Below are 18,663 nucleotides of genomic sequence, written 5' to 3' on the forward strand. Positions count from 1 at the left end.
GCGAGGCACAATCGTTCCCATGCCGCGACGTGTCACCCCCGCCCTGCTCGCCTCCGCACTGCTCACCGCCGGTCTGGTCGGCTGCTCCGACGACGCCGGGCCGGCCCCGCAGGCGGCAGGCTCCCAGGCGGCTCCGCAGGTGACGGCCTCGGCGCCGCCCGCACAGGCGGCCGGCCCCACCCCGCAGGTGCCCGTCGGCACCGCACCCGAGAAGGCCTTCGCCGTCGGCGTACGGCAGCTGAAGCTGAACCGCGACGGGAAGCGCCCGCTGCCGGTGACCGTCTGGTACCCGGCCGCCGGAAAGCCCGGCGGGCAGCCGGAGCGGTCGGCGGACGCCGCCACGGGGAAGTTTCCCGTGGTGATGTTCAGCCACGGGTTGAGCGCCCGACCGGCCGACTACGAGACGCTGCTCACCCGCTGGACGGCGGTCGGGTTCGTGGTGGCCGCGCCGACCTTCCCGCACACCGCGCGGGGTGGCGACGGCAACGTGCTCGACGTGCTCAACCAGCCGGCCGACGTGTCGTACGTGCTGACCCAGGTCCTCGCCCTCGACGGCAAGGACGGCGACCCGCTGCGCGGCCGGCTGGCCACGGACCGGGTGGCGGCGGCCGGGCACTCGGCCGGCGGGGTGACCACCATCGGCCTGTTCACCGCCGGCCGGGACGAACGGCTGGACGCCGGGGTCGTCTTCGCCGGCACGGCGCTCGGCGTCGGCACCGCCTTCGCGGGCGCCGCCGCCCCGCAGCTCTTCGTGCACGGCGAGGCCGACGAGGTGGTCGAGTACGCCGCCGGCAAGGCCGCCTACGACAGGGTGCCCTGGCCGAAGGCGATGCTGAGCCTGCCGAAGGGCGACCACGGTCGGGCGCTGCTCAGCGACGGCGCCTCGCTGCGGGTGGTCTCGGACACCACGGTCGAGTTCCTGCGCTGGTCGCTCTACGGCGACCAGGCCGCCAAGGGCCGCATCCCCACCGACGCCGCCCGCGACGACGTCGCCACCCTCGACAACCGCCTCTGACCGACGGTGGCCTCCCTGGCCGGGAAGGCCACCGGGCCCGGCGACACCGACGGTGGCCTCCCGACCGGGGAGGCCACCGGGCCCGGCGACACCGACGGTGGCCTCCCGACCGGGGAGGCCACCAGGGCCCGCTCGTCGCGGGCCCCACGGCGACGGCGGGCCTCAGGCGGTGTGGTCGACGACGACCTTGCCGAAGACGTCGCCGGAGTGCAGGCGGGCGAAGGCGTCGGCGACCTCGCCGAACGGGAGCACGGAGTCCACCACCGGGCGCACGCCGCGCTCGGCGCAGAACGCGAGCAGGGCGGCCAGCTCGTCGGGGGTGCCCATCGAGGTGCCCAGGATCTCCAGCTGCATGGCGAAGACCCGGCGCAGGTTGACCTTCGGCTCGTGTCCCGAGGTGGCGCCGGAGACCACGATCCGGGCCATCGGCGCGGCGGACTTCAGCGAGTGGTCGAAGGTGGCCGCGCCGACCGTCTCGATCACCACGTCGACCCGTTCCGGCAGCCGGGCGCCGGGCTCGACGGCGGTGGCGCCCAGCTCGGCGATCCGTTCCCGCTTGGCGGCGTCCCGGCTGGTCGCGTACACCCGCTTGCCCATCGCGGCGGCGAGCGCGACGGCCGCGGTGGCCACGCCCCCGCCGGCACCCTGGACCAGCACGGCGTCGGCGTCGTCGACCCGGCCCACGGTGGTCAGCATCCGCCACGCGGTCAGCCAGGCCGTCGGCAGGCAGGCCGCGTCCGTCGCCGCCAGGCCCGCCGGCAGGGCCAGCAGGTTCGACCGGGGTACGGCGACCCGCTCGGCCAGCGTGCCGGGGAAGTGCTCCGAGAGGATGGAGATGCCGCGCGGGTCGCCCGGGGTGGGGATGACCGGGTAGACGACGACCTCGTTGCCGTCCGGGTCCACCCCGACGGCGTCGCAGCCGAGGATCATGGGCAGCTGCTCGGCGCGCAGCCCCACCCCCCGCAGGGACCAGAGGTCGTGGTGGTTGAGGGAGCTGGCCCGCACCTGCACGGTCACCCAGTCGTCGGCCGGGTGGGTCGGCTCGGGCTGCTCGCCGACGGTGAGCGCGGCGAGCGGGTTGGCGTCGTCGAAACGGGAGACGAAGGCGGCACGCATGATCGGCACGGTAACAAGCCGAGCCCCCGGCAAGAAGGGCACCGACGCGAGGAAGGGCTCCTTCCTGTCGCCTGAGCGATAGGAAGGAGCCCTTCCTCACACGTTCAGCGGGTGACGCCGTCGCGGCGGGCGGCCTCGGCGACCGCCTCGGCCACCGCGGGGGCGACCCGGGGATCGAGCGGGGACGGGACGATCGCCTCGGCGGTGAGCGACTCGGCCACCACGCCGGCGATCGCGTCGGCGGCGGCGACCTTCATGCCCTCGGTGATCCGGGTGGCCTTGGCGTCCAGCGCGCCCCGGAACACACCCGGGAAGGCCAGCACGTTGTTGATCTGGTTGGGGTAGTCGCTGCGGCCGGTGGCGACGACCGCCACGTGCCGGGCGGCCACCTCCGGGTGCACCTCGGGCGTCGGGTTCGCCAGGGCGAACACGATGCCGCCGGGGGCCATGCCGGCGACCGCCGCCTCGGGGATCTGCCCGCCCGAGACGCCGATCAGCACGTCCGCGTCGCGCAGCGCCTCGGTGATGTCGCCCTCGCGACCGTCGGCGTTGGTGGCCGCCGCCAGCTCGGCCTTGGTGCCGGTCAGTTCAGGCCGGTGCCGGCCGATGATCCCCTTGGAGTCGCAGACGACCACCTGGTCGGGGTTCACGCCGCCGGCGATCAGCATCTTCGTCACCGCGACCCCGGCCGCGCCGGCGCCGCTGACCGTCACCCGCAGGTCGCCGAGCTTGCGGTCGAGCAGCCTGGCGGCGTTGCGCAGGGCGGCGAGCACGACGATCGCGGTGCCGTGCTGGTCGTCGTGGAAGACCGGGATGTCCAGGGCCTCGTCGAGGCGGCGCTCCACCTCGAAGCAGCGCGGGGCGCTGATGTCCTCCAGGTTGATCCCGCCGAACGACGGGGCCAGCGCCCGCACCACGGCCACGATCTCGTCGACGTCCTGGGTGTCCAGGCAGACCGGCACCGCGTCGACGCCGCCGAACTGCTTGAACAGCACCGCCTTGCCCTCCATCACCGGCAGCGAGGCGCGCGGGCCGATGTTGCCGAGCCCGAGTACGGCCGAGCCGTCGGTGACGACCGCGACGGTGTGCGACGCCCAGGTGTAGTCGTCGGCGAGCGTCGGGTCGGCGGCGATCGCCTCGCAGACCCGGGCCACACCCGGGGTGTACGCGAGGGAGAGGTCCTCGCGGCTGGTCAGCGGGACGGTCGAGGCGACGGCCATCTTGCCGCCCCGGTGCAGTCGGAAGACGGGATCAGCGGGGTCCACGGTGGACGATGACATGGTGACTCCAGGATCTGTCGAGCAGACGGGGCGGCCGGCGCGGACGCGAGGTGAGGCGCCGAGCGGCGGCACGCGGTGCGGGGGTCACCCGGGCACGTCTGGAGCATAGTGTCGCCACCGTCACACCGGTGTGAGCGGGGTCATATCCGCTGTGGGCGCACCCGCGCGGGCCGGGGCCAGTAGCGGGCCACCACGCGGCCCCGCACGTCGGCCACCCCGTACGCCCGGGAGTCGTCGGTGACCAGGCCGTTGTCGCCGCGCAGCCACCACCCGCCGTCCTGGGCGCGGATCGCGCGCTTGACCACGAGCAGGTCGGGGCGGCTGCGGAAGACCGCGACCACGACGTCGCCGGGGCGGACCGCCCGGCCGCCGGGGCGGACCAGCACCGCGTCGCCGTGCCGCAGCGTGGGCGACATGGACGGACCGGTCACCAGCACCGCGGTCAGCGGCCACCGCAGCCGGGGGGCCACCGTCGGGTGATCGGTCCCCATTGGTTTCCCCTCCACCCGGCCTCCCCGGAGCGCGTCCAGGAGTAATGTCGTCTTGGATCATCGCAAACTTCCCATGGAGGATCCTGATGCGACTTCCGCGCATCCTTACGCCCCGCGTGACCGCCAGCGCCCACTGCGACCTGCCCTGCGGCGTCTACGACCCGGCCCAGGCCCGGATCGAGGCCGAGTCGGTGAAGGCGATCTGCGAGAAGTACCAGGCCAACACCGACCCCGAGTTCCGCACCCGCGCCATCCTGATCAAGGAGCAGCGCGCCGATCTGGTGAAGCACCACCTGTGGGTGCTGTGGACCGACTACTTCAAGCCGGCCCACTTCGAGAAGTACCCGCACCTGCACCAGCTGTTCAACGAGGCCACCAAGCTGGCCGGCGCCGCCGGCGCGAAGGGCGGCACCGACCCGTCCAAGGCCGACGAGCTGCTCCAGAAGATCGACGAGATCTCCAAGATCTTCTGGGAGACCAAGCAGGCGTGACCCTCACCGGTCCGCCGACGATCCGGCCGGCACGTCCCGAGGACGTGCCGGCCGTCGTCGTCATGGCGCAGGAGTGGGTTCCCCGCCAGCTCAGCGGGGCCGCCCCCGATCGCTCCCGCGGCACACGTGGCGGTCCCCACACGTTCGGGCGACCGAGCGGGTAGAGTCCCCGACCGGGGGGATGAGTGGTGACTCAACTGACCGGGCAGCCGACGACCGACGACGACGTCGTGCACCTCACCGTGCCCGCGGACGGGGGCTACCTCGGGGTGCTACGTACCGCCACCGCGGGGCTCGCGGCGCGGCTGCAGTTCGCCCTCGACGAGATCGAGGACCTGCGCATCGCCGTCGACGAGGCGTGCGCGATGCTGCTCGCCATCGCCACCCGCGACGCGGAGCTCGACTGCCGCTTCGCAGTCACGGACGACGCGCTCACCGTGGAGGTGACCGTGCCGACCGTCCGCGGCGCGACGCTCCCCGCCGAGTCGTCCTTCGCCTGGAAGGTGCTCACGGCGCTGACCACGGCGGCGGCCGCGACGGCCTCCGACGGCCGGGCCACCATCTCGCTGCTCACCCGCCGCGCCTCCGGCTACTGACCGGCCGCCCACCCGGCGCCGGGCCGCGCGGGCCCAGCGGGGTCACTCGAAGCCGAGGGCCCGGGTGGTGGGGGTGCTCACCAGCAGAGCGGTCATCCCGAGGCCGAGCGCCATCAGCGGTACGCCGAGCCACCCCATCCCGCCCTGGACCATGAACCAGCCGATGGGCAGCAGCATCAACTGGAGCACGATCGCCGGTGCCCGGGCTCCCGCCTTCCGACGCGCCAACGCGCCGCCCAGCGCCCAGAGGGCCGCCGCCGCGCCGATGGCGAACGCGGTCACGAGCAACGCCGACGTGAGGTCGGTGGTCGTGGCGGTGAGATCGGCCCAGAGCAGCCACGCGGCGACCAGTCCCACGGCGACCGCCTCGGCCCGCAGCAGCCGGACCGCCCAGCTGAGGGTGGCGGGGATCGGGTCGGAGTCGATGGTCACGCGCGCCACGATACCCGTGGTGGCGCGCGGTACAGTGCCGCCCATGCGGGCCGTCCTGGTGGTCAATCCGAAGGCCACCACCACCAGCGAGCGCAGCCGGGACGTCCTGGTCCGGGCACTGCGCAGCGAAGTCGACCTCTCCGTGCGCTACACCCGGCGACGGGGCCACGCGACCGACCTGGCGCGCGAGGCGGCCGAGGAGGGCGTCGACGTCGTCGTCACGCTCGGCGGCGACGGCACGGTCAACGAGGTCGTCAACGGCCTGATGGCGGCGCAGCCGCCGACCATACCCGCCAGCACCACGCCGGCCGAGCGGCTGCCCGCCCTGGCGACCGTGCCGGGGGGCTCGACCAACGTCTTCGCGCGGGCGCTGGGCCTGCCCCGGGACTGGCCGGACGGGACCAGCATGATCCTGGAGGGCCTGCGGCTGGGCCGCTACCGGACGATCGGGCTCGGCCGGGCCGACGACCGCTACTTCACCTTCTGCGCGGGCTTCGGCCTCGACGCGGCCGTCATCCACCGGGTGGAGCAGGCCCGCCGGCGGGGCCGGGTCTCGACGCCCGCGCTCTACTTCCGGTCCACCGCGGCCCAGTACTTCCTCAACTCCGACCGCCGCCATCCGGCGATCAGCCTGGAGCGCCCGGACGAGTTGGCGGAGGGCGAGCTGGCGACGGTCATCATCCAGAACACCGCGCCGTGGACGTACCTGGGCGACCGCGAGGTCAACCCGAACCCGGAGGCGTCGTTCGATCTGGGCCTGGACGTGCTCGCCCTGCGGCAGCTCCGGGTGGCCAGCACGACACGCACGGTGACGCAGTTCTTCTCCCGGACCCCGGATCCGCACGGCCGCCAGGTGCTGCGGCTGCACGATGTAGCGGAGTTCACCCTGGTCTCGGCCCGTCCGCAGGCGTTCCAGCTCGACGGCGACTACCTTGGCGAGCGGGAAAAAGTCAGATTCACATCCATTCCCGCCGCACTGAGAGTAATCTGCTAGGTCTCGGGTACTGCCCTAGGTCGACGCGGCCGCGACACCGGACCGATGCGACGGCCGCCACACCGAGGGGCTGTGCCGGAAATGTCAGCAATGTCACGCGGACTGTACTATATTGATCCTCGACAGTGGTACGCCGGGTAACCAGGAAGGCGCTGGAATCCGGACAAAGGGGTTGTGGGCTTGCTCACCGCCCGGAGTTTTTCCGAGCGTCACCCTTGACATCCCGGGCGTTCGTGAAAGTATTCACAAGCGAACTTGAGTTACCGGGACATTGTTTGGATAGGCTCGTCAGGTTGAGCTGTTCCAGCAGGTCCGCGGGGCCGACACAGCCTGCTCACGCACTGCCGAATAGGCGTACGCGAACCGTCACCATTCGGCGCTGCGGATGCATATAGGAAAAGCAACAGAAAGCAATCTCTGCCACCCACCCAGAATGAGGAGTGTTGCCGCCATGGACTGGCGTCACCATGCTGTCTGCCGCGACGAGGACCCGGAACTGTTCTTCCCGATCGGGACGTCCGGGCCGGCTCTCCTGCAGGTCGAGCAGGCCAAGGCCGTCTGCCGGCGCTGCTCCGTGACCGACCAGTGCCTGCAGTGGGCGCTGGAGTCCGGTCAGGACGCTGGCGTCTGGGGCGGGATGAGCGAGGAGGAGCGGCGGGCTGTCAAGCGCCGCGGTGGCCTCCGGGTGCTGCGCGCTCACTCCGCCTGATCCCCCACGCACCAGTCAGTACGCCCCGGCCGGGTACGCCCGCCGGGGCGTGCTGCTGTCCGAGCCTGTATTCGTGATCCGGATTCCGATCACGACCCGGCCGTGATCCCGGCCAACCGGCTCGCCGCGTCCACGCGCCGCAGGACCAGATCGGCCAGCTCCGGCGCGTCGGTCAGCGGGGCGGACACCGCCACCGCACCGGCGCCCCGCGCCGCCGTGGCGACGGCGTCGTGGAACAGGCCCGGAGCCAGGAAGTACGCCGACACCGCCACCCGCCCGGCGCCCCGCGCCCGCAGCCGCGCCACCGCCGCCGCGACGGCCGGCGGGGCCGCCGAGGCGTACGACACGCGGGTGGGCACGCCGAGACCGGCGCGCAGCGCGGCGGCCACCCGGCCCACCGACCCGCGCGCCCGGGCGTCCCTGGTGCCGGCCGCGGCCAGCACCAGCCCGTCGAAGCGCCCCGCCCCCGCCTCACCCAACCGCCGGTGCAGGCCCGCCAGCAGACCGGCGTCCACCGCCCCGTCGGCCGGGCCGAGCACGTCGGTCACCCGTACCGCGATCGGTGCCCCCGACTCCCGGGCGGCCGCGACCGCCGCCGGGACGTCCACCCGCCGGTGGTACGCCGCCGTGAGCAGCAGCGGCACCAGCACGGCCCGGGGGTGCCCGGCGGCGGCCAGGTTCCGCAGCACGGTCGCCGGTCCCGGCTCGGTGTGGTCCAACCAGCTGGCCAGCACCGGCGTGCCCGGCCGGGCGGCCGACACGGCCCGGGCCAGCGCCCGGGTCGCCTCGGCGGCCCTCGGGTCCCGGCTGCCGTGGGCGACCAGGACCACCGGGTCGGCCACCTCCGACAGCCCGACCGGCCGCCACGACCCGGGCGCTCCTGACGGCCCGGCCGGTCCCGACGGCCCGGGCGCCCCCGACGCGGGAGAGCCCGGCCCGGACGCCCCCGACGCGGGAGAGCCCGGGACCGGCCCGGTCAGACGTGCAGGCCGCACTCGGTCTTCTCGAACATCGCCCAGCGGCCGGCCCGGGGGTCCTCCCCCGCCTTCGTGCGGCGGGTGCAGGGCCAGCAGCCGATCGAGCCGTAGCCCTGCTTGAACAGCTCGTTGACCGGCACGTTCCAGCGGGCGACGTAGGCGTCCACGTCGGCCTGCCGCCAGGCCGCGATCGGGTTGACCTTGACCTTGCCCCGGCGCGCGTCGAAGGTCACCACCGGCGTGTTCGCCCTGGTCCGCGACTCGTCCCGGCGGAGCCCGGCGGCCCAGGCGTCGTAGCCGGCGAGCGCCCGCTCCAGCGGCTCCACCTTGCGCAGCTGGCAGCAGTCGTCCGGAGCCTTGTTGAACAGGCGCGGGCCGTACTGGCCGTCCTGCTGGCCCACGGTCAGGCGCGGCCGGATCGAGCGCACGTTCACCGGCAGCGTCCGGGCCACCTCGTCGCGGACCCGGAGCGTCTCCGGAAAGTGCAGTCCGGTGTCGAGGAAGACCACGTCCACCCCCGGGGCGACCCGGGAGACCAGATGGGCCAGCACGGCGTCGGCCATCGAGCTGGTGACGCAGAACCGGGCACCGAAGGTCTCGGCCGCCCAGCGCGCGATCTCCAGCGCCGGCGCGCCCTCCAGGTCCCGGCCGGCCGCCTCGGCCAGCGCGCGCAGCTCGTCGGGGCCGCGCCGGGCCGCGTCGGCCGGAGCCGGAGCGCCCAGGCCGACCAGGCCCAGGCCCGTCGCCGAGACGAGACCGGGCCGGTCGCCCGTGCCCCCGCTCACCGGGCCACCGCCCGGCCGAGCAGGCCGGTGAACTTCACCGTGAACACCCGGGCGCACGCGTGGCACTCCCAGGCGCCGTGGCCGGCCTCACTCGGCCGCAGGTCCTCCTCGCCGCAGTACGGGCAGTACAACGGCGCGGAACGGGTCTCGCTCATCGCGTCACCTCGCTTCGCTCGACACCGCGACGAGGCCCCACGGCACCGCTGGTTCGCTCGCTTCGATCGCTCATCGGAGTTCCTCCTCGTCGACCCTGATCACCCAGTTGGCGAACGTCTCGCCCGTCTCCCGGCCGGCCAGGTAGCGCCGGGCCAGCCGCTCCACGTACGCCGGAAGCTCCTCGGCGGTGGTCTTCAGACCGCGCAGCTTGCGGCCGAACCCGGCCGTCTGTCCCTCGGCCATGCCGAGCCCGCCGCCGAGGTGGACCTGGAAGCCCTCCACCTGGCGGCCGTCCGGGCCGACGACGAGCTGGCCCTTGAGGCCGATGTCGGCGACCTGGGTGCGGGCGCAGGCGTTGGGGCAGCCGTTGAGGTGGATGGAGATGTCGGCGTCGAAGTCGCGCAGCCGCTCCTCCAGCCGGGCCACCAGTTCCTCGCCGCGCGCCTTGGTCTCGACGATGGCCAGCTTGCAGTACTCGATGCCGGTGCAGGCCATCGTGCCGCGCCGCCAGGCCGACGGCTGCGCCTCCAAGCCGATCCCGCGCAGCTCGCGCATTAGCGAGTCGGTCCGCTCCGGCGCCACGTCCAGCACCAGCAGCTTCTGGTACGGGGTGAGCCGCACCCGCCCGCTGCCGTGCGCCTCGACCACGTCGGCCAGGCGGGCGAGCTGCCCGCCGGATACCCGGCCCACCACCGGGGCAGCCCCGACGTAGTTGCGCCCGTCGCGCTGCGGGTGCACCCCGATGTGGTCCACCGGCCTGTCGGGCAGCTGCGGGGCCGGGCCGTCGAGCAACGCCCGGCCCAGGTACTCCTTCTCCAGCACCTCGCGGAACTTCTCCACGCCCCAGTCGGCGACCAGGAACTTCAGCCGGGCGCGGTTGCGCAACCGGCGGTAGCCGTAGTCGCGGAAGATGCCGACCACGCCCGCCCAGACGTCCGGCACCTCCTCCAACGACACCCAGACGCCGAGCCGCTTGGCCAGCATCGGGTTCGTGGACAGGCCGCCGCCGACCCAGACGTCGAAGCCCGGCCCGTGGTCCGGGTGGTCCACCCCGAGGAAGGAGATGTCGTTCGCCTCGTACGGGGTGTCGACCAGCCAGGAGATGGAGGTCTTGAACTTGCGCGGCAGGTTGGAGTACGCCTTGTCGCCCACGTAGCGGCGGACGATCTCGTCGACCGCCGGCGTCGGGTCGAGCAGTTCGTCGCGGGCCACCCCGGCGACCGGGCTGCCCAGCACCACCCGGGGGCAGTCGCCGCACGCCTCGGTGGTCTGCAGGCCGACCGACTCCAGGCGGCGCCAGATCTCCGGCATGTCCTCGACCCGGATCCAGTGGTACTGGATGTTCTGCCGGTCGGTGATGTCGGCGGTGTCCCGGGCGAACTCGCGGGAGATGTCCGCGACCACCCGCAGCTGCGCCAGGCTCAGCTCGCCCCCGTCCACCCGGACCCGGAGCATGAAGAACTCGTCCTCCAGCTCGTGCGGCTCCAGCACGGCCGTACGGCCGCCGTCGATGCCCGCCTTGCGCTGGGTGTAGAGGCCCCACCAGCGGAAGCGGCCACGGAGGTCCTGCGGATCGATCGAGGCGAACCCCTGGTGGGCGTAGATGTTCTCGATCCGGGCCCGTACGTTCAGCGGGTCGTCGTCCTTCTTGATCCGCTCGTTGGGGTTGAGCGGCTCGCGGTGACCGAGCGCCCACTGACCTTCACCTCGGGGCCGGCGGGGAGTCCGGGCCGGTCGGGGGGACGTCGGGTCCCCGGCCCGGGCCGGGATGCTGCTGACCGCCATGGCGGCGTCCTCCGTTGTCTGCGGTGCCTCGGGAACACGCAAGGCGCGCGGCCGACCCGTCGGAACGGGCTGGCGACAACGGTGTCGGAACAGCCGGCGCGCGGCGCGCCCGAGACAGAGTGATCGGGCGTCGTCAGTGGGCCGGACAGATCGCGCTGCGCACGCGGCCGTAGTCGACGTGGCGACGAGCCACGAAGCGGCGGACGACAGCGGCGGTCATGGAGGTCATGCTGCCACACCCGACGGGGGCCGGCCAACGAGTGCGTGCGGGATCCCACATCACGGGCCACACGTCGCGGGCGCGCCGAGACCGCTGACGCCGCGCCCGATCGGCGGATCGGCGCACCGGACGGCCGGACTGTGTGACGCTGCGGTATGTGACCGGTTCCGCTGACCCGCCCGGCGACCGCGTCCCGCCGGTGCGCGAGGCGGTGAGCGGGCCGGATCGCACGGGCCGGCTGATCTGGATCGGGCCGAGCCTGGCCACGCTGGCCGTGGTGCTGACCGGGATCGACCACGCGCAGCCGTGGCGCGACGAGCTGGCCACCTGGAGTGCGGCGAGCCGGTCCCCCGGGGACCTGGTCCGGCTAGCCGGCACCATCGACGCCGCCACCAGCCCCTACTACCTGTTCATGCACGCCTGGGTGGCCGTCTTCGGCGACTCGGTGACCGCGCTGCGGCTGCCCGCCGCCCTGGCCATGGCCGCTACGGCCGGGCTGACCGCGTTCCTCGGGCAGCGCCTGCTCGGCGCCCGGGCCGGGCTGCTCGCCGGGCTGCTCCTCGCGGTGCTCCCGGGCACCTCGCGGTACGGCCAGGAGGCCCGCCCGTACGCGCTGGCCACCTTCCTGGCGGTGCTGGCGACTCTGCTGCTGGTCGAGGCGACGGCCCGACCCCGGTGGACGCGCTGGGCCGGGTACGCCGTCGCCGTGGCCGCGCTCGGGCTCACCCACCTGGTCGCGCTCACCCTGCTCGCCGCGCACGCGGTGGCGGTGCTCGCCACCCGCCGTACGGGGCCGCCGAACCGCCCGCTGCGCTGGGCGCTCACCCTGCTGCCCACCGTGCTGCTGCTGACCCCGCTGGTGCTGCTCGCCAGGGAACAGCGCTCCCGGCAGCTCGGCTGGGTGGATGCCGTCCGCCCCGACGACCTGGCCGCGCTCGCGGGCGGGGTGGCGCAGAGCGGGGTGGTGGGCGGGGTCCTGGTGGGCCTCGCGGCGCTCGGCGCGGCGCGCCTGGGCCGGCGCGCCCTGCTGCCCGGGCTCGCCGTGCTGCTGCCCGTGCTGCTGCTCTTCGCCGCGGGGCTGGTCGTACCGCTCTGGGTGCCCCGGTACCTCGTCTTCGTGGTGCCCTTCGCCTGCCTGCTCGCGGGCGCGGCGCTGGCGACGGTGCCGCTGCCGCCCGCGCTGGCCGTCGTCGCCCTGGCCGGGCTGCTCGGGCTGCCCGACCAGGCGGCGCTACGGCGTACCCACGAGTGGCCGCGCAGCGCGACGGTGGACTACCGGGGCGCGGCCCGGATCGTCGCCGACGGCCAGCGGCCGGGCGACGCGGTCGTCTACTCCCCCCGGCAGAGCTGGCTCTTCCTCGACCTGGGTCTCGCGTACCACCTGGGCAACCGTCGGCCCCGCGACGTGCTGGTGACGCAGGGCCAGGCCCGCAGGGGGGACCTGTGGGCCGCCGAGTGCACCCGGCCGGCCGAGTGCCTGGCCGGCGCGGAACGGGTCTGGCTGGTCGTGGCCGGCCGTCGCGACGATCCGCTGGCCACCGTCACCGGCGCCAAGGGCGACGCGCTGCGCGCCAGCTACACCGTCGAGCGGGTCTGGCCGCGCCCGGGACTCACCGTCGCCCTGCTGACCCGCTGACCCACCCACCCCACCCCGCCCCGGCTCCGGCGACCGGCTTGATCGGTTGACGGGGAGCCGGGGTCGTGGGGCCTCCGGGGCCGGTTTCCGATCAACTGATCATGGCCGCCCCGGCACCCCCGGCCCTCACGCCGGGGTGGGTGGGTCAGCCGGCGGGACGGCCCTCGGGGGCGTTGCGCACCAGCGGGACGACGAGCGTCGCCTCGGTGCCGCCCTTCGCGCCGTCGCGCAGCTCGATGGTGCCGCGCAGCTCGCCGGTGACCAGCGCGCGGACGATCTGCAAGCCGAGGTTGCCGCTCCGCTCGGCGTCGAAGTCGGGCGGCAGCCCACGCCCGTTGTCGGTGACCGAGACGTGCAGCATCTTGCGGAACCGGTGCGCCGACAGCACCACCTCCGGCTCGACCGGACCAGCCGCCTCCGCCACGGGCGCCCCCGGGGCTGGCGCGGCCGGGGCGGGGGTGCCGGGACCGGTCGGGACGGCGGGCGTCTCGGCGGCCGGCGGGAAGCCGTGCTCGACGGCGTTGAGCAGCAACTCGTTGAGCACCATCACCAGCGACGTGGCGACCTCGGCGGGCAGCACGCCGAAGCTGCCCTCGCGGCGCATGCCGACCGTGGCCTCCGTCGCGGCCACCTCCGTGGCGGCGCTGGCCACCCGGTCGACGATGCCGTCGAACTCGACCGCCTCGTCGCTGGACATGGAGAGGGTCTCGTGCACCAGCGCGATGGAGGCGACCCGGCGTACCGACTCCTCCAGGGCGACCCGGGCCTCCGGCATGGACACCCGGCGGGCCTGGAGCCGCAGCAGCGCGGCGACGGTCTGGAGGTTGTTCTTCACCCGGTGGTGGATCTCCCGGATGGTGGCGTCCTTGGTGATCAGGGCGCGGTCGCGGCGGCGTACCTCGGTGATGTCGCGGACCAGCACCAGCGCGCCAATCGGCACCCCGGCGGGCATCAGCGGCAGCGCCCGGGTGAGCATCGTCGCGCCCCGCGCGTCGATCTCCCGGCGGGGCGGCGCCTCGCCGCGCAGCGCCGCGAGGATGCCGTTCGCCGCGTCCGTGCCCTCCAGCGGGTCGCTGGCCAGCCGGCGGTGCAGCGCCGCCAGGTCCTCGCCCACCAGGTGGGAGGCGTAGCCCAGCCGCCGGTACGCCGACTGCGCGTTCGGGCTCGCGTAGGTGACCTTGCCGCCGGCGTCGAGCCGGACCAGCCCGTCGCCGACGCGCGGGGCCGACGTGGTCTCCCCGGGATGGCGCGGCGGCGGGAAGGTCCCGTCGGCGATCATCTGGGCCAGGTCGTCGGCGGTGGTGAGGTAGTTCAGCTCCAGCTGGCTCGGGGTGCGCGCGGTGGAGAGGTTGGTGTCCCGCCCCACCACGGCGATCACCTCGCCGGCCTCCCCGTCGGTGGTGCGCAACCGGACCGGGATCGCCTCGTGCCGGGCCGGCACGTCGCCGTACCAGACCGGGTCGCCCTCCCGCCAGATCCGGCCCTGCCGGTGGGCCACCTCCAGGTGGGCCACCTCGGGCCCGCCGACGATCCGCCCCACCTGGTCGTCCAGGTACGCGGTGGGCGCGGTCGTCGGCCGGACCTGGGCGACGCAGAGGAACGCGCCGTCACCGTCCACGGGCACCCAGAGCAGCAGGTCGGCGAAGGACAGATCGGACAGCAACTGCCAGTCGCCGGCGATCCGGTGCAGGTGGTCGATGTCGGCCGGGCGGAGGCGGGTGTGCTCCTCGGCGAGGTTGCGCAGCGTGGACACGTCGACCAGCGTGCCACGACGGGCGTCACATCGTCGCGGTGACCTTCTTCAGCCCGCGCGGCGCGTCCGGGTCCTCGCCCCGGGCGAGCGCCAGCGCCAGCGCCAGGCGCTGCAACGGCAGGATGTCCAGCAGCGGCGCGTACCGCTCGTCGACCTCGGGGACGGCCATCCGGGTGGCGCCCTCGACGTCGGCGGAGCCGACCACCACCACGTCGGCGCGGCGCTCGCCGAGGCGGGGCAGCACCTCGCCCATCGACCGGCCGCCCGGCCCGGAGCCGACCACGGCGAGCACCGGCACGTCCGGGTCGGTCATGGCGAGGGGGCCGTGCAGCAGGTCGGCGCCGGAGAACGCGAGCGCCGGCAGGTACGAGGTCTCCATCAGCTTCAGCGCGGCCTCGCGGGCGGTCGGGTACGCGTACCCCCGGCCGGTGGTGACCAGCTGGCCGGCGAACCGGTAGCGGGGCGCGAGCTGGGTGGGGGTGGTGTCCTCCAGGGTGCGCGCGGCCAGCTCGGGCAGGGCGGCGAGCGCCTCGCGTTCGTCGGCGGGCAGCGCGCCGTCGCCGGCCCGGACGCCCTCGACGAGCATCAGCAGGGCGAGCAGCTCGGCGGTGTAGGTCTTGGTGGCGGCCACCGCGCGCTCGTGCCCGGCGGCGATGTCGACGCTGAGCTCGGCGACGCCGGCCAGCCGGGAGTCGGGCGCGTTGGTGACCGCGAGGGTCAACGCGCCGGAGGCGCGGGCGGTGCGCAGCACCTCGGCGAGGTCGGGCGAGCCGCCGCTCTGGCTGACGCCGACGACCAGCGCGTCGGAGAGGTCCGGCTTCGCGCCGTAGAGGGTGACGACGCTGGGCGAGGCGAGGCCGGCGGGCAGGCCGAGCCGGATCTCGGTCAGGTACGCCCCGTAGAGGGCCGCGTGGTCGGAGGTGCCCCGGGCGGTGAAGACCACGTGCCGCGGGCGGCGCTCCGCGATGACCGCCGCCACCCGGGCGATCGCCCCGGCGTGCTCGGCGGAGAGCAGCCGCTCGTAGCCCGCCGGCTGCTCGTCGATGTCGGCCGCCATGCCGGCCCCTGCACGCGTCACGGAAACTCCTCCCACTGCGCGATTGCCGCGCGTTTCCTGCTCAGTCTTGCACGTTTGAGCTGGCCCGAGCAATCGAACGAACAGTAGTGCGCAGATGATCACCATCTCGACGCAACATCACCTAGGCTTGCCCGGCCCCACCGACCGACGAGCGAGAGGACGACGTGCCCGAGGACGACCGGTCGCTGTCCGCGGCGGAGGAACTTGCCCTGGCCCGTCTGGCCATGGACGACAACGACCTGGCGCACGCCGCCGGTCACGTCGCCGCCGCGCTGGCCCAGGCCCCGACCCTGCCCGAGGTGCACGAGACCCTCGCCCGGCTCGCCGCCACCGACGGCGCGGGCGGCGTCGACCTCTTCCCGCTCCAGGGCCACGCCTTCGTCGGGGCCGTCGTGGCCCGCGCGCACCTGCTCGCCGCCGCCGGCCGGCCCGCCGAAGGGCTGGACCTGCTGGTCGCGGCGACCAGCCACGCGCCGGGGACGGACTGGGCCGGGGTGCCCTGGGTGACCACCCCGGAACTCGCCGAGCGCCTCGAACCGGACCGGGCCGCCCGGATCCTGATGCAGGTCTGCGCCGCCGTGCCCGACCCGGTGCCCCGGGCCGGCCGGACCGCCCTGGCCCCCTACCTGGCGCTGGCCCGCAACGCGGTCACCGTCCACCCCGAGCACGGCCTGCTGCTCGGCGCGGCGTCCGCGCTGGCCAGGCGCGTCGGCGAGGTCGACCTGGCGATCCGTTGGGCCGCCCGGGGCGTACGCGCGGAGCCGTCGAAGATCGGCGAGGTGTGGCTCGGGTACGCGTACCGCAGCGCCGGGCGCACCCGGGAGGCGCTGGCGGCACTCGGCCGCGCCGTCGCGCACGACCCCGACGACCTCACCGTCTACGCCGACATCGCCGGCACGCTCGCCGACAACGGGCGGCTCGACGAGGCGCTCGACTGGATCGACCGGGCGCTGGCCCGGGACCCCTCCTTCGAGTGCGCCGTGCACACCGCGCACCGGCTGCGGCACCAGCGCGACGGCGACGTGGCGCACCTGGTCGCGCTCGCCGACTTCGTCCGGGACCATCCCGACGACACGCACGAGCACGGCGACCTGGCCGAGAGCTGCCGGGGCCGGCCCTGGCTCGGGCAGGTCACCCCGGCGACCGGGCCCGTGGTGGACGCGCTGCGTCAGGCCGTCACCGACGAGCGCGTCGGACTCGGCGCCGTACGGCTGGACCAGCCCCCGCCGCCCAGCGCGCTGCGTGCCGCCGCGACGGCCGCGCCCGGGCTGCGGATCGAGGTGGCCGGCGTGCCCGACCCGGACCCGCGCGAGCCCCGGCGGGCGACCGCCCGGCAGCTCTGGGAGCACGACGGGGCGACGGTCGTGCCCGCCGTGCCGGCGCCCTCACCGGAGGCGGCGGCGCGGCTGCGGCAGCTCGCCCACCCGGCGTGGCCACACCCGCCGGCGGCGTACGACGCGGCGGTCGGCCTGGCCACCCTGGAACTGGACGACCTGCTCGGCCTGCTGGCGCACCCGCCGGAGGCGCCGCCGACCGCGCTGGGCCGGGTACTCGGGCAGGACCCTTCGCTCTGGGTGCGCTGCGTCCAGGTGTGGGCGTGCCTGGGCCTGCTGCACCACCGCACCGACGAGCCGTGGGCGGAGTCGACCCGGCGCCGGGTGCTGCTGGACCTGGTCTGGGGGGTCGAGGACTGGGCCACCGAGGCGGCCCTGTTCGCCCTGGTCACCGCCGCCTGGGTCGACCCTGAGGTGCGCGCCGACGTGGCCCGGGTGGTGACCGAGCGGCTGGCCGACGTGGCAGCGGTCGCCCGGACCCGCCCGGCGCCGATCGCGCCGTCGCTGGCGCACCTGGCCCTGGCCAGCCCGGCCCTGGATCCGGAGACGGCGGCCCTGGCCACCGCGCTGACGGCCACCGCGCCGGTCCCCCGGCCGCGTTCCCGCCTGCGCCGCCTCTGGGGGCTCCTCAGGCGCCGGTGAGCCGTCGCCGCCGGCGGCTCACGCGCCGGTCAGCTCCAGCCGCAGGCCGAGCAGGTGCACCCCGTCCACGGGCACCCAGTCCAGCTCCGGCACCCGCACGAAGCCGCGTCGCCGGTAGAGCCGCTGGGCGGAGGCGGCGAAGCCGTCGCGGACGCAGATGACGACGGCGGCACAGCCCAGCTCGGTCGCCCGCGACACGCAGGCCTCGACCAGCGCCGCGCCGACGCCCCGCCCCTGCGCGGCCGGGTCCACCGCCAGCATCCGGAACTCCGCCTCACCCGCCCGGGACAGCTCGGCGTAGCGGGTGCCGGGCAGGACGAGGGTCACCGAGCCGAGCAGCTCGCCGGTGGCGTCGTCGACGGCGACGAGCACCTCGCCGTCCCGGGCCCGGGACGCCACGTCGGCGAGTACGGCGGCGTAGCCGTGCTCGTTCTTCAGCTGGCCGTCCGCCTCGTACGCGGCCACCGTCAGCCGGGCCACCGCCGCGAAGTCGGCCGGCCCGGCCCGGCGTACCGAGAGGCCGGTCAATCGATCACCGCGATCAGGTCACCGTCCTGCACGACGTCGCCCTCGTTGACCGCGAGCTGCTTGACGACACCGTCGGACTCGGCGACGACCGGGATCTCCATCTTCATCGACTCCAGGATCACCAGGGTGTCCCCCTCGGACACGGTATCCCCGGCCGACGCGACGACCTTCCAGACGTTCGCCACCATCTCGGCGCGGATCTCCTCGGCCATCTTCGGGCCCTCCCTCTCGCGGTTGCCTGCCGACGTATCCAATCATGCGGGCGACCTCCGGCGGGCGTGGAGCGGCGCGGGCCGGGTCGATGATCGACTCAGGGGCGGTCCGCCGGCGGGTCGTGCGGCGTGGCGCGGCGTCGGCGGCCCCGGCGGACGACGGCGGGTGCCGGCCGCACTAGCATCAGCGGGTCGGACCCGGCGCCGGGAGGACCGGTGCGTGCACCGGCGCCGAGATCGTGCGCAGGCGGGATCCGACCATCACGAGGAGGTCACCATGGCGAAGAAGGCCCGCAAGAAGAAGGCCCGCAAGAAGAGCGGCGCGAACCACGGCAAGCGCCCCAACTCCTGACCGGCGGGCCGGGCCCCACGGCCCGGCGTCGACCAGTCGGCGCGGACGCCGGTGGCCCGGGTCGTCACGACCCGGGCCCGC

The 18,663-nt window shown here is 74.8% G+C and carries 20 protein-coding genes; 8 read left to right on the plus strand and 12 right to left on the minus strand.

Annotated features, from left to right (window positions below):
* Positions 1–19 precede the first annotated feature (19 nt).
* Positions 20–1,015, plus strand: coding sequence for an alpha/beta hydrolase family protein (locus ACLQ20_RS04505; RefSeq protein WP_425854311.1), 996 nt, complete (start codon positions 20–22; stop codon positions 1,013–1,015).
* 162 nt (positions 1,016–1,177) lie between these two features.
* On the opposite strand, the gene ACLQ20_RS04510 is transcribed toward ACLQ20_RS04505, so the two are convergent.
* The 3 genes from ACLQ20_RS04510 to ACLQ20_RS04520 all read right to left on the minus strand — a co-directional run bounded on the left by ACLQ20_RS04510 (position 1,178) and on the right by ACLQ20_RS04520 (position 3,902).
* On the minus strand, positions 1,178–2,140 hold the full coding sequence (locus ACLQ20_RS04510) for a zinc-binding dehydrogenase (protein ID WP_327029497.1): 963 nt from the start codon (positions 2,138–2,140) through the stop codon (positions 1,178–1,180).
* Between the two features lie 95 nt (positions 2,141–2,235).
* Complete coding sequence (locus tag ACLQ20_RS04515) at positions 2,236–3,411, minus strand: NAD(P)-dependent malic enzyme (RefSeq protein ID WP_151457053.1); 1,176 nt, start codon at positions 3,409–3,411, stop codon at positions 2,236–2,238.
* 140 nt (positions 3,412–3,551) lie between these two features.
* Positions 3,552–3,902, minus strand: coding sequence for a S24 family peptidase (locus tag ACLQ20_RS04520; protein ID WP_425854313.1), 351 nt, complete (start codon positions 3,900–3,902; stop codon positions 3,552–3,554).
* 86 nt (positions 3,903–3,988) lie between these two features.
* Here ACLQ20_RS04520 and sodN point away from each other — a divergent pair, with 86 nt between their 5' ends.
* On the plus strand, positions 3,989–4,393 hold the full coding sequence (gene sodN, locus ACLQ20_RS04525; RefSeq protein ID WP_088998581.1) for a superoxide dismutase, Ni: 405 nt from the start codon (positions 3,989–3,991) through the stop codon (positions 4,391–4,393).
* A gap of 188 nt (positions 4,394–4,581) precedes the next feature.
* Complete coding sequence (locus ACLQ20_RS04530) at positions 4,582–4,989, plus strand: ATP-binding protein (protein ID WP_132231108.1); 408 nt, start codon at positions 4,582–4,584, stop codon at positions 4,987–4,989.
* A gap of 42 nt (positions 4,990–5,031) precedes the next feature.
* Here ACLQ20_RS04530 and ACLQ20_RS04535 read toward each other — a convergent pair whose 3' ends face one another.
* A complete protein-coding gene (locus ACLQ20_RS04535; protein ID WP_311413043.1) occupies positions 5,032–5,421 on the minus strand; it encodes a hypothetical protein in 390 nt (129 codons plus the stop codon).
* A gap of 43 nt (positions 5,422–5,464) precedes the next feature.
* Between ACLQ20_RS04535 and ACLQ20_RS04540 the strand changes: the two genes are divergently transcribed.
* Both ACLQ20_RS04540 and ACLQ20_RS04545 read left to right on the plus strand, forming a co-directional pair.
* Complete coding sequence (locus ACLQ20_RS04540) at positions 5,465–6,415, plus strand: diacylglycerol/lipid kinase family protein (protein ID WP_132231106.1); 951 nt, start codon at positions 5,465–5,467, stop codon at positions 6,413–6,415.
* A gap of 451 nt (positions 6,416–6,866) precedes the next feature.
* On the plus strand, positions 6,867–7,124 hold the full coding sequence (locus ACLQ20_RS04545) for a WhiB family transcriptional regulator (protein ID WP_007072794.1): 258 nt from the start codon (positions 6,867–6,869) through the stop codon (positions 7,122–7,124).
* Positions 7,125–7,213: 89 nt separating this feature from the next.
* On the opposite strand, the gene ACLQ20_RS04550 is transcribed toward ACLQ20_RS04545, so the two are convergent.
* From ACLQ20_RS04550 to ACLQ20_RS04565, 4 genes are all read right to left on the minus strand, one after another.
* Positions 7,214–7,975, minus strand: a complete 762-nt coding sequence (locus ACLQ20_RS04550) for a sirohydrochlorin chelatase (RefSeq protein ID WP_425854809.1) — start codon at positions 7,973–7,975, stop codon at positions 7,214–7,216.
* A gap of 125 nt (positions 7,976–8,100) precedes the next feature.
* Complete coding sequence (locus ACLQ20_RS04555; protein WP_425854316.1) at positions 8,101–8,886, minus strand: phosphoadenylyl-sulfate reductase; 786 nt, start codon at positions 8,884–8,886, stop codon at positions 8,101–8,103.
* Positions 8,883–9,041, minus strand: coding sequence for an IS1 family transposase (locus ACLQ20_RS04560; RefSeq protein WP_121399684.1), 159 nt, complete (start codon positions 9,039–9,041; stop codon positions 8,883–8,885). Before ACLQ20_RS04560 ends, ACLQ20_RS04555 begins: the two co-directional genes overlap by 4 nt.
* A 70-nt stretch (positions 9,042–9,111) precedes the next feature.
* The gene (locus ACLQ20_RS04565) at positions 9,112–10,827 is read right to left on the minus strand and encodes a nitrite/sulfite reductase (protein ID WP_358117764.1); all 1,716 of its coding nucleotides are present in this window, start codon (positions 10,825–10,827) and stop codon (positions 9,112–9,114) included.
* Positions 10,828–11,258: 431 nt separating this feature from the next.
* Between ACLQ20_RS04565 and ACLQ20_RS04570 the strand changes: the two genes are divergently transcribed.
* Positions 11,259–12,683, plus strand: coding sequence for a glycosyltransferase family 39 protein (locus tag ACLQ20_RS04570; protein ID WP_425854811.1), 1,425 nt, complete (start codon positions 11,259–11,261; stop codon positions 12,681–12,683).
* Positions 12,684–12,828: 145 nt separating this feature from the next.
* Here the strand turns inward: ACLQ20_RS04570 and ACLQ20_RS04575 are convergent, their stop codons facing one another.
* Positions 12,829–14,436 carry a histidine kinase N-terminal domain-containing protein gene (locus ACLQ20_RS04575; protein WP_425854318.1) on the minus strand — a complete coding sequence of 536 codons (1,608 nt, stop codon included), beginning with the start codon at positions 14,434–14,436 and terminating at the stop codon, positions 12,829–12,831.
* A gap of 25 nt (positions 14,437–14,461) precedes the next feature.
* Positions 14,462–15,493, minus strand: coding sequence for an SIS domain-containing protein (locus ACLQ20_RS04580; RefSeq protein WP_132231368.1), 1,032 nt, complete (start codon positions 15,491–15,493; stop codon positions 14,462–14,464).
* A 245-nt stretch (positions 15,494–15,738) separates the two neighbouring features.
* Between ACLQ20_RS04580 and ACLQ20_RS04585 the strand changes: the two genes are divergently transcribed.
* Entirely contained in the window at positions 15,739–17,490 is a 1,752-nt protein-coding gene (locus ACLQ20_RS04585; RefSeq protein WP_425854813.1) for a tetratricopeptide repeat protein, read from the plus strand.
* An 18-nt stretch (positions 17,491–17,508) separates the two neighbouring features.
* On the opposite strand, the gene ACLQ20_RS04590 is transcribed toward ACLQ20_RS04585, so the two are convergent.
* Complete coding sequence (locus ACLQ20_RS04590; protein WP_358117754.1) at positions 17,509–18,018, minus strand: GNAT family N-acetyltransferase; 510 nt, start codon at positions 18,016–18,018, stop codon at positions 17,509–17,511.
* Complete coding sequence (locus ACLQ20_RS04595) at positions 18,015–18,230, minus strand: biotin/lipoyl-binding carrier protein (RefSeq protein ID WP_088973021.1); 216 nt, start codon at positions 18,228–18,230, stop codon at positions 18,015–18,017. Before ACLQ20_RS04595 ends, ACLQ20_RS04590 begins: the two co-directional genes overlap by 4 nt.
* Positions 18,231–18,507: 277 nt before the next feature.
* Between ACLQ20_RS04595 and ACLQ20_RS04600 the strand changes: the two genes are divergently transcribed.
* Entirely contained in the window at positions 18,508–18,582 is a 75-nt protein-coding gene (locus ACLQ20_RS04600) for a 50S ribosomal protein bL37 (RefSeq protein WP_369700219.1), read from the plus strand.
* Positions 18,583–18,663: the final 81 nt, after the last annotated feature.

Source organism: Micromonospora sp. DT46 (genome assembly GCF_049841735.1).
In the GTDB taxonomy this organism is placed as follows: domain Bacteria; phylum Actinomycetota; class Actinomycetes; order Mycobacteriales; family Micromonosporaceae; genus Micromonospora; species Micromonospora reichwaldensis.

Bases quoted from the DNA above. Each gene is read 5' to 3' on its own strand.
- ACLQ20_RS04505 (WP_425854311.1), top strand. From the start codon at position 20: ATGCCGCGACGTGTCACCCCCGCCCTGCTCGCCTCCGCACTGCTCACC.
- ACLQ20_RS04515 (WP_151457053.1), bottom strand. From the start codon at position 3,411: ATGTCATCGTCCACCGTGGACCCCGCTGATCCCGTCTTCCGACTGCAC.
- ACLQ20_RS04520 (WP_425854313.1), bottom strand. From the start codon at position 3,902: ATGGGGACCGATCACCCGACGGTGGCCCCCCGGCTGCGGTGGCCGCTG.
- sodN (WP_088998581.1), top strand. From the start codon at position 3,989: ATGCGACTTCCGCGCATCCTTACGCCCCGCGTGACCGCCAGCGCCCAC.
- ACLQ20_RS04540 (WP_132231106.1), top strand. From the start codon at position 5,465: ATGCGGGCCGTCCTGGTGGTCAATCCGAAGGCCACCACCACCAGCGAG.
- ACLQ20_RS04545 (WP_007072794.1), top strand. From the start codon at position 6,867: ATGGACTGGCGTCACCATGCTGTCTGCCGCGACGAGGACCCGGAACTG.
- ACLQ20_RS04560 (WP_121399684.1), bottom strand. From the start codon at position 9,041: ATGAGCGAGACCCGTTCCGCGCCGTTGTACTGCCCGTACTGCGGCGAG.
- ACLQ20_RS04565 (WP_358117764.1), bottom strand. From the start codon at position 10,827: ATGGCGGTCAGCAGCATCCCGGCCCGGGCCGGGGACCCGACGTCCCCC.
- ACLQ20_RS04580 (WP_132231368.1), bottom strand. From the start codon at position 15,493: ATGGCGGCCGACATCGACGAGCAGCCGGCGGGCTACGAGCGGCTGCTC.
- ACLQ20_RS04585 (WP_425854813.1), top strand. From the start codon at position 15,739: ATGGACGACAACGACCTGGCGCACGCCGCCGGTCACGTCGCCGCCGCG.
- ACLQ20_RS04595 (WP_088973021.1), bottom strand. From the start codon at position 18,230: ATGGCCGAGGAGATCCGCGCCGAGATGGTGGCGAACGTCTGGAAGGTC.